Origin of the sequence: Methylobacterium sp. C1, from assembly GCF_001854385.1 — a bacterium.
Taxonomy (GTDB): Bacteria; Pseudomonadota; Alphaproteobacteria; order Rhizobiales; family Beijerinckiaceae; genus Methylobacterium; species Methylobacterium radiotolerans.
On record NZ_CP017640.1, the window covers coordinates 3,965,177 to 3,977,345 of the forward strand.

Annotated in this window: 12 protein-coding genes; 5 read left to right on the top strand and 7 right to left on the bottom strand. The window is 72.0% G+C overall.

The annotated features are described in order from the left end of the window. Positions 1-27 precede the first annotated feature (27 nt). From era to dxs, 6 genes are all read right to left on the bottom strand, one after another. Positions 28-1,026 (bottom strand): GTPase Era, encoded by a 999-nt coding sequence (gene era / locus BKE41_RS18340; RefSeq protein ID WP_012320394.1) that lies wholly within the window; start codon positions 1,024-1,026, stop codon positions 28-30. Beyond that, positions 1,023-1,787: a ribonuclease III gene (gene rnc, locus BKE41_RS18345; protein WP_024829304.1), complete on the bottom strand. Its 765-nt coding sequence runs from the start codon at positions 1,785-1,787 to the stop codon at positions 1,023-1,025. The genes era and rnc overlap by 4 nt, the downstream gene beginning before the upstream one ends. An 11-nt stretch (positions 1,788-1,798) precedes the next feature. Beyond that, a complete protein-coding gene (lepB, locus tag BKE41_RS18350; protein ID WP_012320396.1) occupies positions 1,799-2,614 on the bottom strand; it encodes a signal peptidase I in 816 nt (271 codons plus the stop codon). 158 nt (positions 2,615-2,772) lie between these two features. Continuing rightward, positions 2,773-3,183: a holo-ACP synthase gene (gene acpS, locus BKE41_RS18355; protein WP_012320397.1), complete on the bottom strand. Its 411-nt coding sequence runs from the start codon at positions 3,181-3,183 to the stop codon at positions 2,773-2,775. Next, positions 3,180-3,929: a pyridoxine 5'-phosphate synthase gene (locus BKE41_RS18360; RefSeq protein WP_024829303.1), complete on the bottom strand. Its 750-nt coding sequence runs from the start codon at positions 3,927-3,929 to the stop codon at positions 3,180-3,182. Before BKE41_RS18360 ends, acpS begins: the two co-directional genes overlap by 4 nt. A 205-nt stretch (positions 3,930-4,134) precedes the next feature. Then, positions 4,135-6,114 carry a 1-deoxy-D-xylulose-5-phosphate synthase gene (dxs, locus tag BKE41_RS18365; protein ID WP_024829302.1) on the bottom strand — a complete coding sequence of 660 codons (1,980 nt, stop codon included), beginning with the start codon at positions 6,112-6,114 and terminating at the stop codon, positions 4,135-4,137. A 235-nt stretch (positions 6,115-6,349) separates the two neighbouring features. Here dxs and BKE41_RS18370 point away from each other — a divergent pair, with 235 nt between their 5' ends. The 4 genes from BKE41_RS18370 to ettA all read left to right on the top strand — a co-directional run bounded on the left by BKE41_RS18370 (position 6,350) and on the right by ettA (position 9,645). Further along, on the top strand, positions 6,350-6,571 hold the full coding sequence (locus BKE41_RS18370; RefSeq protein WP_043074162.1) for a hypothetical protein: 222 nt from the start codon (positions 6,350-6,352) through the stop codon (positions 6,569-6,571). Then, positions 6,562-7,464, top strand: a complete 903-nt coding sequence (locus tag BKE41_RS18375) for a DNA/RNA non-specific endonuclease (RefSeq protein ID WP_012320401.1) — start codon at positions 6,562-6,564, stop codon at positions 7,462-7,464. The genes BKE41_RS18370 and BKE41_RS18375 overlap by 10 nt, the downstream gene beginning before the upstream one ends. Before the next feature lie 9 nt (positions 7,465-7,473). Further along, positions 7,474-7,809 carry a hypothetical protein gene (locus BKE41_RS18380; RefSeq protein ID WP_012320402.1) on the top strand — a complete coding sequence of 112 codons (336 nt, stop codon included), beginning with the start codon at positions 7,474-7,476 and terminating at the stop codon, positions 7,807-7,809. Positions 7,810-7,992: 183 nt separating this feature from the next. Next, positions 7,993-9,645, top strand: coding sequence for an energy-dependent translational throttle protein EttA (ettA, locus tag BKE41_RS18385; RefSeq protein WP_012320403.1), 1,653 nt, complete (start codon positions 7,993-7,995; stop codon positions 9,643-9,645). 87 nt (positions 9,646-9,732) lie between these two features. Here the strand turns inward: ettA and BKE41_RS18390 are convergent, their stop codons facing one another. Further along, positions 9,733-10,680, bottom strand: coding sequence for an NAD(P)-dependent oxidoreductase (locus BKE41_RS18390; RefSeq protein ID WP_012320404.1), 948 nt, complete (start codon positions 10,678-10,680; stop codon positions 9,733-9,735). A gap of 282 nt (positions 10,681-10,962) precedes the next feature. Here BKE41_RS18390 and opgC point away from each other — a divergent pair, with 282 nt between their 5' ends. Further along, positions 10,963-12,156: an OpgC domain-containing protein gene (opgC, locus tag BKE41_RS18395; protein WP_070999954.1), complete on the top strand. Its 1,194-nt coding sequence runs from the start codon at positions 10,963-10,965 to the stop codon at positions 12,154-12,156. The last annotated feature ends 13 nt before the right edge of the window (positions 12,157-12,169 follow it).

The following is a 12,169-nucleotide window of genomic DNA, read 5'->3' on the forward strand; positions in this document are numbered from 1 at the left end:
CCAGCCTCCCGCGCGCGACCCGGCGCGTCAGCCCCGCGGGAATTCCAGGCCCATCTCGCGGTAGCGGGCCGGATCGTCGGCCCAGTTCTCCCGCACCTTCACGTGCAGGAACAGGTGGACCTTGGCGTCGGCCGCCTCGGCGATCTCGATCCGGGCCGCCTGCCCGATCGACCGGATGGTCTGGCCGCCCTTGCCGAGCACGATCGAGCGCTGGCTCTCCCGCTCGACGAAGATCGTCTGCTCGATCCGCACCGAGCCGTCGGGCCGGATCTGCCACTGGTCGGTCTCCACCGTGGAGCGGTAGGGCAGCTCCTCGTGCAGCCGGTCGTAGATCTTCTCGCGGGTGATCTCGGCGGCGAGCATGCGCAGGGGCGCGTCCGAGACCTGATCCTCCGGATAGAGCCAGGGCCCCGGCGGCATGCGGGCGGCCAGCGCCCGGCGCAGGTCGGCGACGCCGTCGCCGTTCAGCGCCGAGATCATGAAGGTCTCGGCGAAGGGCGCGGCGGCGTTGAGCTTCGCGGCGAGATCGAGGAGCCGCTCGCGCGGGATCAGGTCGATCTTGTTGAGGATCAGCAGCTTCTCGCGCTTCACCTCGCCGAGCCGGCCGAGCACCGCCTCCACCTCCGCGTCGACGCCCTTGCGCGCGTCGACCAGCAGGCAGACGGCGTCGGCGTCGGCGGCGCCGCTCCAGGCCGAGTGCACCATCGCGCGGTCGAGGCGGCGCTTGGGCGCGAAGATGCCGGGGGTGTCGACCAGGACGACCTGGGCCGACCCCTCGATGAGGATGCCCCGCACCAGGGCCCGGGTCGTCTGCACCTTGCGCGAGACGATCGAGACCTTGGTGCCGACGAGGTTGTTGAGCAGGGTCGACTTGCCGGCATTCGGCACGCCGATCAGCGCCACGAAGCCGGCCCGCGCGTCGGCGGGCGTGCCGGGAAGGGTGGACGGGTCGCGCGCGGGCTCCCGGGCCGGCGCGCTGTCGGGCCCGTCCCGCTCGTCGTGATCGTCCTGCTCGTGCGCGCTCATGCTGTCTCCGTCGGCTCCGCATCCGCGGAGGCCCCGATTCCCTCCCGCTCCATCAGCGCCCGGGCGGCGGCCTGCTCGGCGATCCGCTTCGACGTGCCGTCACCGAGGCCGGGCTCGAGGCCCTCGACCTGCACGGCGATGCGGAACCGGGGCGCGTGGTCGGGACCGGTGCGCTCCACCACCGCGTAGGTGGGGATCGGCAGGCTGCGGCCCATGGCCCATTCCTGCAAGGCGGATTTGGCGTCGCGGCCCCGGGCCGCCGCGGTCGGCTCGCCGGGGCGGAAATGGGTCTCGACCACCGCCCGGGCGGCGTCGAACCCGGCGTCGAGGTAGATCGCGCCCAGGATCGCCTCGCAGACGTCGGCGAGGATCGTCTGGTTGCGCCGGCCGCCGCCCATGACCTCGCCCTGGCCGAGAATCAGGTGCGGGCCGACCTCCCAGGAGGCGGCCACGGCCGCGCAGGTCTCGCGCCGGACGAGGGCGGCGAGGCGCCGGGAGAGGTCGCCCTCGTCGGCCTCCGGGAAGGCGCCGTAGAGCCGGTCGGCGACCGCGAGCCCGAGCACCCGGTCGCCGAGGAATTCCAGGCGCTGGTAGCTGCCGCCCCGGCCGCTCGCCTTGCTGGTGTGGGTCAGCGCGCGGGTGAGCAGGTCCTGATCGCCGAAGCTGTGCCCGATCCGCTCCTCGAGGGCGGTCAGGGGCGGGCGCGGCTTGTGGGCCCGCCGGGATCGGGCGTTCGCCCGGGGCTGCGCGGCGTCGTCCAAGTCCGGGCCGGTCAATGGATCGTCGTGAACAGGCGCGACCAGCGCACGTGGGCCGGCCAGTTCCAGACCTGCCACGCCGGCGTGCCCTCGTCGATCGAGAAGAAGATCATCTCGGCGCGCCCGACCAGATTGGCGAAGGGCACGTAGCCGACATTGGCGAGATCGCGCGAATCGGTGGAGTTGTCGCGGTTGTCGCCCATCATGAAAAAGTGACCGGGCGGGACCGTGTACAGCTCGGTCTTGTCCCAGAATCCGTTGTCGCCGTCGCGCTCGATCACCCGGTGGACCACGCCGTTGGGCAGGGTCTCCAGGTACTGGGGCACCTTGGTCGGCTGGCCGTAGGGGTCGGTGGTCTCGTAGTCGGCGATCCGCTCGCGCTTGACCGCCTTGCCGTTGATGTTGAGCACGCCGTCGATCATCTGGATCTTGTCGCCCGGCAGGCCGATCACGCGCTTGATGTAGTCGGTCGAGTTGTCCTTGGGCAGCTTGAACACCGCGATGTCGCCGCGCTTCGGGTCGGCTCCCCAGATCCGGCCGTCGGCCTGGATCGGAATGTATTCCGAGAGAGGCAGCGAGTACTTGGAATAGCCGTAGGAATATTTCGACACGAACAGGTAGTCACCGATCAGCAGCGTCGGCACCAGCGAGCCCGAAGGGATGTTGAACGGCTGGAACAGGAGCGTCCGCACCACCAGGGCGATCAGCAGCGCCTGGATGCCGACCTTCAGCGTCTCGCGGATGCTGGCCCAGGTGCCGGTCTCGGCAGGTTTCCTGAGCGGCTTGCCGTCGTAATCCACGCGCGCGTTCCGTCTTCGGTTGAGGTGCATCGCCCGCGCTCAGCGGGGCGCGGCCCCGCCGCGCGCGGCCTGATGTGCGGTTGTCCCGAGGAATGCGCCGCAATCGTGTCCGCCGTGTCCGGCGGTCTAGACCATGCGCGAGCCCCCCGCAACGCGCGACCGCCGCTGGCTAATCCGCGACGCCGGCCTCAACCGGCGACAGAGACCGGCAAGGCCTCGATGATCACGAAGGCCTGCGCCATCGGCGGATCGTCCGTGAGGCTCACGTGCAGGCGCGCCGCGTGCCCCGCCGGCAGCAGTTCCGCGAGCCGCTCCGCCGCGCCGCCCGCGAGCCGCAGGGTCGGCTGGCCGGAGGGCAGGTTCACCACCTCCATGTCGCGCCAGAAGACGCCGGCGCTGAGGCCGGTGCCGAGCGCCTTGGCGCAGGCTTCCTTGGCGGCGAAGCGGCGGGCGTAGCCCTCGGCGCGGGCGGCCCGCCGGTCGCAGCGGGCCCGCTCCCCGTCGGTGAAGACCCGGTGGGTGAAGCGCGCGCCGTGCCGCTCCAGGGTCCGGGCGATCCGGCGGATGTCGCAGAGATCCGAGCCGATCCCGACGATCATGGGTGCCGCGCCCGGTCCATGGCGGCCCGCATGTCGCGCACCGCCCGGTCGAGTCCCACGAAGATCGCGTCGGCGATCAGGGAATGGCCGATGTTCAGCTCCCGGATCTGCGGCAGGGCCGCCACCGGGCCGACGCTGCCGAGGGTGAGCCCGTGGCCCGCGTGGATCTCGAGGCCGAGGCCGGCGCCGTGCTCCGCCGCGCGCCGGATGCGGGCGAGCTCGCGCGCGGTCCGGGCGTCGTCGTCCTCCAGAGCCGCCTCGCAGTAGCTGCCGGTGTGCAGCTCGACCACCGGCGCCCCGAGGGCGCGGGCGGCGTCCATGATCGCGGGCTCGGGCTCGACGAACAGCGAGACGCGGATGCCGGCCTCCGCGAGGGCCCGGATGCGCGGCGCCAGGTGCTCCCGGCCGCCGACGATGTCGAGGCCGCCCTCGGTGGTGCGCTCCTCGCGCTTCTCCGGGACGAGGCAGGCGGCGTGCGGGCGGGTGTCCAGCGCGATCGCCACCATCTCGTCGGTGGCGGCCATCTCGAAGTTGAGCGGCACGGACAGGCCGCGCTTGAGCGCCGCGATGTCGGTGTCGCGGATGTGGCGCCGGTCCTCGCGGAGATGCGCGGTGATCCCGTCGGCGCCCGCCTCGACGGCGAGCAGGGCCGCGCGCACCGGGTCCGGGTAGTCGCCGCCGCGGGCGTTGCGGACGGTCGCGACGTGATCGATGTTGACGCCCAGGCGCAGTTTCTCGGAGGTCATCCGCTCGTTCGTCCCCGTGTCGGCGCGGTGCGACAGGCATACCGGCGGGGTCCGGAGGGCGCGGCGCGCCCTCACCCCGTGCCGGCGATATGCGGAGGATCGCGCGCGCCGGCAAGACGCCCGGGGCCCGCGGCGTCACGCGACCGGGACGCGGGCGGCCTCCGGCGGCCGCCCGCTTCTCGAGGGGCCGGTGCGGCCCGCCCGGTCAGGCGAGCCGCAGGCGCGACCGGCTGTCCTTCCGCTCGGGCAGTGTGTCGAGGGCGGTCCGGACGATGGTTTTGGCGTCGAGGCCTGCCTCTGCGTACATCTTCTCCGGGCTGTCGTGGTCCTGGTAGGCGTCCGGCAGCGTCATGGTCCGCACCCGCACGCCGCCCGCGTCCAGCGCGCCGCGCTCGGCCAGCAGGTGCAGCACCATCGCGCCGAACCCGCCCCGCGAGCCCTCCTCCACCGTGATCAGCACCTCGTGGTCGCGCGCCAGATCCAGGATCAGCGCCTCGTCCAGCGGCTTGGCGAACCGCGCGTCCGCCACCGTCACCGCCACGCCCTGCTCGGCCAGCGCGTCCGCCGCCTTCAAGGCCTCCGCCAGGCGCGTGCCGAGCGACAGGAGCGCCACCCGCGCCTCCGCGTCCCGGCGCACCACCCGGCCCTTGCCGATCGCCAGGACCTCGCCCCGCTCCGGAAGCTCGACGCCCACCCCCTCGCCGCGCGGGTAGCGCAGCGCGATCGGGCCCGTGTCGTGGGCGTGGGCGGTCGCCACCATGTGCACCAGCTCGGCCTCGTCGGCCGCCGCCATCACGGTCATGTTCGGCAGGCAGCACAGGTACGCCAGGTCGAACGCGCCCGCGTGCGTCGCCCCGTCCGCGCCGACCAGGCCCGCCCGGTCCAGGCAGAACCGCACGGGCAGGTTCTGCAGCGCCACGTCGTGCACCACCTGGTCGTAGGCCCGCTGCAGGAAGGTCGAGTAGATCGCCACGAACGGCCGGTAGCCCTCGGTCGCCAGGCCGCCCGCGAACGTCACCGCGTGCTGCTCGGCGATGCCCACGTCGAAGGTCTTGTCCGGGTGCGCCTTGCCGAACAGGTCGATGCCGGTCCCGCCCGGCATGGCGGCGGTGATCGCCACGACCTTGTCGTCGGCGTCGGCCGCCTTGATCAGGCTCTCGCCGAACACCCGCGTGTAGGCCGGCGCGTTCGGCTTGGCCTTGGCCTGGATCCCTGAGACCACGTCGAACTTGACCACGCCGTGGTAGCGGTCGGCCGAGGCCTCGGCCGGCGCGTAGCCCTTGCCCTTCTGGGTGACGACGTGGAGCAGGATCGGGCCGTGCTCGGCGTCGCGGACGTTCTTGAGCACCGGCAGCAGGTGGTCGAGGTTGTGCCCGTCGACGGGGCCGACGTAGTGGAAGCCCATCTCCTCGAACATGGTGCCGCCGCCGACCACCAGCGAGCGGGCGTACTCCTCGGCCGCGGCGGCGCGCTGGTAGAGCGCCTTGGGCAGGAGCTTGCCGAGCTGCTTGGCGGTCTCGCGCAGGGACTGGTAGGCGCCGCCCGACGCCAGCCTTGCGAGGTAGGCCGACATGGCACCGACGGGGGGCGCGATCGACATGTCGTTGTCGTTGAGGATGACGATCAGGCGCGAGTGCAGGGCGCCGGCGTTGTTGAGGGCCTCGTAGGCCATGCCGGCCGACATCGAGCCGTCGCCGATCACCGCGATGGCGTTGCGGCGCTTCTGCGCGCCGCCCTTCTGCTTGGCGGTGGCGTTGTCGAGGTCGCGGGCGACCGCCATGCCCAGCGCGGCCGAGATCGAGGTCGAGGAGTGGGCGGCGCCGAAGGGATCGTAGACGCTCTCGCTCCGCTTGGTGAAGCCCGACAGGCCGCCGCCCTGGCGCAGCGTGCGGATCCGGTCGCGGCGCTCGGTGAGGATCTTGTGCGGGTAGCACTGGTGGCCGACGTCCCAGACGATGCGGTCGTCGGGGGTGTCGAACACGTGGTGCAGCGCCACCGTCAGCTCGACCACGCCCAGCCCCGAGCCGAGATGGCCGCCGGTGATCGAGACCGCGTCGATCATCTCGGCGCGCACCGCGTCCGCCACCGCCTGAAGCTCCGACTCCGGAAGACGCCGAAGCGCCGATGGAGACGGAACGCGGTCCAGCAACGCCGATTGCTCAGGGGAGAGTGCCAATGCTCGCATCCGTTCGTTCGAGTATGGCGACGGCTCCGCCGCGGGCCCTCGGCAACCGCGACGCCAGCAGCCCGGGGACGCGCGTTCATGCTAGAACCCGCCCGTCCGTCGCTGTCATGATAGTGCCAGTTACGGACGAACGGCGGCGCGATCAATGTCGGGCCGGCGTTTTTTTCGATCACGTGCCCTTAACGCCACAAGAGGCCCGCCTTTGAATCCGGCTCGTCTGTGCACAATCCTGCTCATGCTCGCGATTACGGGTAACGGCCAAGCTTACGCCCAGCCGCGGCCGCCGGACGGCAATCTCGACTTCCTCTGCAACTTCCTCGGCGACTGCCCGGCGCGGGTCTCGCCGGGCGGCCCGGACCGCGACGCCCGCCCCTTCGGCAACAGCCTCGGCCGGCCCTGCGCGTGGCGGGACCGCCCGACCCCGGAGGGCGTGCGCCGGGTCCGCGTATGCTGGTGAGGCGCCACCCAGGGCTCGCCGCCGCGGCCGTGGCCGCGGTTCTGGCCCTCGCACCGGGCGCGGTCCCGGCCCGGGCCCAGGATGCCTGCCCGGGCCTGTTCGCCGACGGGCGGACGCCGGTCCTCACGAACCCGAAGCTCGCCGTCCGCGCGGTCCCGCTGTGCTTCGAGGCCTTCGCGGTCCTGCATTCCGGCGTGACGCGCACGCCGCTCTACGCCGCCGAGCACCTCACGCGCGCCAGCGTCGCGGCCGCCCGGGCGGTGGCCCGCGACGACGCCTTCCACGAGGAAACCCGGCTGCCGGAGGATCAGCGCGCCTCGCTGGAGGATTACGTCCGCAGCGGGTTCGACCGGGGCCATCTCGCCCCGGCCGGGGACATGCCGACCCTCAGTTCCCAGGCCGAGTCGTTCAGCCTCGCCAACATCGTGCCGCAGAACCGCGTCCTGAACCGCGGGCTCTGGGCGGATATCGAGGAGAGCACCCGGCGCCTGGCCACCCGCCGCGGCGCGCTCTTCGTCGTCACCGGGGTGATCTTCGCGGGCGACGCGGTGCAGCAGATCAAGGGCGGCGTGCTCGTCCCGACGCAGCTGTTCAAGGCCGTGTACGACCCGTCCCGCGGCGAGGCGGGCGCCTACCTCGCGCGGAACGACGATTCGAAGGACTGGCGCGCCCTGTCGATCGAGGATCTCCAGCGGGAATCCGGCATCGACGTCTTCCCCGGCCTGCCGCCCGCGGCGCGGGCGACCGCGATGAGCCTGCCGGACCCCCATGCCTCCGCCCGCGCGGACGAGCGCCGGCCCCGCCACGAGCAGACGTGGCAGGAATGGCTCGAGCGCGAACTCACCCGTGCCCTGCGCAAGCTCGTCCGCGACTTCCTGCGCACGTTCTTCTGAGAGGACCCGATGCCCGAGGACAAGCGACGCGCCCGGCGCAAGGGCGAGAGCCCGGATGACAAGAGCGGGCGTGACGAGAGCCCGGCCATCGCGGGCTTCGTGCCGTTCGCGGACGAGGCCGGCGCGCGCTCCATCGGCGCCCTATGCTTCGAGAACGGCACGGACCGGATCGCCGTGCACGGGTCGATCGACCTGACCCGCGACCGGACCGGCCTGGATCAGGCCAGACTGCTCCGGGAGACGCTGGACGCGATCGTGAAGGCCCTGGAGGGGTCCGATCTGCCGGAGGCGGTGGCGGAGGCGCCGGACGCGCCGCCGCGATCGGTCAAGAACCCGTTCGCGTGAGCGTTCCGCTCCCCGCCGAGATCCGGCCCGTCCTTGCCGCGTCCCGGCGGGCCTGATAGTCGGAGAGGGTCATTCCTATATCGTAGGGACGCGCGTCCAGGACGGGTGCTGAGGCCCGGTGCCTGACCCGTGCCGCTGGCACGATCCGCGCGGTCCCGAACAACGCGCCGAGGACGATCCGCGATGGCTCGCGAATTCATCTACCACATGCGGGGCCTGACCAAGGCCTATACCGGCGGCAAGAAGGTCCTGGATAACGTCAACCTGTCCTTCTACCCGGACGCCAAGATCGGCGTCCTGGGCATCAACGGCGCCGGCAAGTCGACGCTGCTGAAGATCATGGCGGGCATCGACAAGGAATTCACCGGCGACGGCTGGGTCGCGCAGGGCGCGCGCGTCGGCTACCTGCCCCAGGAGCCCCAGCTCGACCCGAACAAGACCGTCCGCGAGAACGTGATGGAGGGCGTCGCCGAGAAGCAGGCCATGCTCGACCGCTACAACGAGCTCGCCATGAACTACTCGGAGGAGACCGCCGACGAGATGACGGAGCTCCAGGACCGGATCGAGTCGCTGGGTCTCTGGGAACTCGATTCGAAGGTCGACCAAGCCATGGAGGCCCTGGGCTGCCCGAGCGACGAGCAGCCGGTCGCCACCCTGTCGGGCGGCGAGCGCCGCCGCATCGCGCTCTGCCGCCTGCTCCTGTGGGAGCCGGAGCTGCTGCTCCTCGACGAGCCGACCAACCACCTCGACGCCGAGACGGTGAACTGGCTGGAGGGCCACCTGCGCCAGTATCCGGGCGCGATCCTGATCGTCACCCACGACCGCTACTTCCTCGACAACGTCACCAGCTGGATCCTGGAGCTCGATCGCGGCAAGGGCATCCCGTACGAGGGCAACTACTCGGCGTGGCTGGTCCAGAAGCAGAAGCGCCTGGAGCAGGAGGGCCGCGAGGACATGGCGCGGCAGCGCTCCATCGCCCGCGAGCAGGAGTGGATCGCCGCCTCGCCGAAGGCGCGCCAGTCCAAGTCGAAGGCCCGCATCACCCGCTACGAGGAGCTGGTCGCTAAGCAGGCGCAGAAGGTCGACGCGGCCGCGCAGATCGTCATCCCGATCGACGAGCGGCTCGGCAACAACGTCATCGAGTTCGAGCACCTCAGCAAGGCGTTCGGCGACCGGCTGCTGATCGAGGACCTGTCGTTCAAGCTGCCCCCGGGCGGCATCGTCGGGGTGATCGGCCCGAACGGCGCCGGCAAGACCACCCTGTTCAAGATGATCACTGGCCAGGAGAAGCCCGACAGCGGCAAGATCGAGGTCGGCGAGACGGTGAAGCTCGGCTACGTCGACCAGTCGCGCGACGCCCTCGATCCGAACGCCACGGTCTGGCAGGAGGTCTCGGGCGGCAACGACATCATCTATTTCAACAAGCGCGAGATCAACTCGCGCGCCTACTGCGCGGCCTTCGCCTTCAAGGGGCCCGACCAGCAGAAGAAGGTGGGCACCCTCTCGGGCGGCGAGCGCAACCGGGTGCACCTCGCCCGGACCCTGAAGGGCGGCGCCAACGTGCTGCTCCTCGACGAGCCGACCAACGACCTCGACATGGAGACCCTGCGCGCCCTCGAGGACGCGCTGGAGGATTACGCCGGCTGCGCGGTCATCATCAGCCACGATCGCTGGTTCCTGAACCGCATCGCGACGCACATCCTGGCCTTCGAGGGCGACAGCCACGTCGAGTGGTTCGAGGGCAATTTCTCCGACTACGAGGCCGACAAGGTGCGCCGGCTCGGGGCGGATTCGATCATGCCGAAGAAGATCAAGTACAAGCGCTTCTCGCGCTGAGACCGGTCGCGCTCCCGAGCGCCGCCGGCGTTTCCGGAGCCGCGCGCCCGTCCGAGGGCGTCGCCGTCACCTTCGGACGGTGACAGATCACCGGAGGCGCGCCCGTGCCTCCGCCAGGATCGTCGACAGGCTCTGCGCGAGCGGGATGGTCGGCGCCCATCCGGTGGCGGTCCCGAAGGCCGCGGGGTCGCAGCCCTCGCTGCGTACCCCCGCCGGGCGGACCCGCCCGGGCGCGACGCGCAGGTCGAACCGCGCGTCCGTCAGTCCGCGCAGCGTCTCCAGGATGTCGGAGACCGGGGTGACGACCCCCGATCCCACGTTGAAGATGCCGCCGTCCGGCAGGTCGTCGATCCGCGCGATCACGCGCAGGCAGGCCGCGGTGAAGTCGGCCACGTCGAAGAAGTCGCGCCCCGCCGAGAGGTCGCCGACCTCGAGGCTCGGCGGCGCCAGCCCCCGCTCGATGCGGGCGATCTGACCGGCGAAGGAGGCGACCACGAAGGTCTCGCTCTGCCCGGCGCCGATGTAGTTCGACGGCCGCAGCACGAGATGCTTGACGCGGGCATTCGCCAGGACGTCGCGGAGGATGTACTCGCAGGCGTTCTTGGTCCGGCCCGAGATCGTGTCCGGGCGCGGCGTGACGCTCTCGTCGGGGCGCGCGCAGGCGCGGAACACCTCGCCGTAGACGACGGTGGAGCTGAGGAAGACCAGGGCCGCGCGGGTCCGCGCCACCGCCTCGGCGAGGTTGAGGGTGCCGAGCAGTTCCGCCCGCCAGGCGTAGGACGGCGTCTCGCTCGACTGGGCGACCGAGGCCAGGGCCGCGAGGTGGAACACGCAGGTCGGATCGAAGGCCGCGACCGTCTCGGCGAGGTCGCGCGCGTCGAACGGGTCGACGGTCCTCAGCGTCACGCCGTCGAGGGGCGGCGGCGGGCTCCGGTCGAGGCCGAGGATGCGGCTGCCCGGGGGCAGGTCCCGACGCAGAGCCTCGAGCAGGCGACGGCCGAGATAGTCTCCCGCTCCGGTGACGAGGACGCGCATGTCCCTTGCCCTCAACCCTGCCTCGAGCCCCGCGGTCCCCCGTCCCGGCGCGGGCGCCGGAATCCGGGATCGTCGGCCGCGTCTATACCGGGCCCCGCCTCGACGCGAGGGGGCGCGGGCGACGGCCGGCGCGGCCTGCGGATCATCGGCGCGCTCCCGCCGTTGTGCACATCCGAACACAGGCACGTGATCGGCGGGCTCCCGGGCGGCGCGCGCGCTATTGTTCCACCGCGGCCCCGGCCGCTCCGCGTCCGGACGGAGAGCGCCACGGTGATGGGCTGAGTGACGCGCCTCGACGATCTCGAACGGCCCGGCGCCGCGGCCCCGCGGGCGCTTCCCCCGCCGCCCGCCGGGGCACCGCCCGCGAAGCCCGTGCGCGACGCGCGGGTCGACGTCGTGCGCGGCCTCGCGCTCCTGACGATCTTCATCGACCACATCCCGCGCAACGCGCCGGCCCTGCTGACGCTGCACAATTTCGGGTTCTCGGACGCGGCCGAGATCTTCGTCCTGCTGGCCGGCTACTCGTCGATGATCGCCTACGGCGGGCTGTTCCGGCGGGCCGGGATCCGGACGGCGCTCACGCGCATCGCCAAGCGCTGCCTGCGCATCTACCTGTTCCAGGCCGGGCTGCTGCTGGCGACCCTGGTCATCGTGCGGATCTGGATGGACCTCACCGGCCTGACGCCGCGATTCGGCGTCGCGCCCCTGCTGCAGATGGGGCTCCTGCCGGGCCTGCTGCGCGGCCTCGCGCTGAACGCGCTGCCGAACTACCTCGACATCCTGCCGCTCTACATCCTGCTGCTGGCGCTGTTCCCGCTGATCTATCTCGGGATGCGGCGCGGGATCTGGGGCGTGCTGGGCCTGTCGGGGGCGCTCTGGCTCGCCGCCAACGTCGACCATCAGCTGAACCTCCCGAACGCCGCGGCGGTGGACGACGGGTGGTACTTCAATCCCTTCGCGTGGCAGTTCCTGTTCGTGATCGGCGCGGCGCTCGCGGTCGCGGTCCGCGCCCATGACGGCACGCTGCCGCGGCGCGGCTGGGCCGTGGCCGCGGCCGCCGCCTACCTCGCCTTCGCCTTCCTGCAGGGCGGGTCCTGGGCGGAGTGGGGACTTCCCGATCTCCGGCCGCTGGGGATCGGGCCGCCCGACAAGGGCCACGTCGCGCCCCTGCGCCTGATCAACATGCTGGCGCTGGCCTACCTGCTGTTCAGCACGCCCGCCGCGGCGCGCGCGAGCCGGTGGCGGGGGCTGCGCCTCGTCGACGCCTGCGGCCGGCACTCGCTGGAGATCTTCGCGGCCGGGTGCCTGGCGGCGCTGATCGGCCGCATCCTCTACCGGACCTTCGACCCCACTTGGCCGCTGCAGGTCGCGGTCAATGTCGGGGGGATCGCGGTCATGCTCGGCCTGGCGCACCTCCTGGACGCGCGCCTCCGCCGGGCCGCCGAGACCGGCCCCGACGCGCGCCGGCCCGGATAGGCCGGGAGGAGCG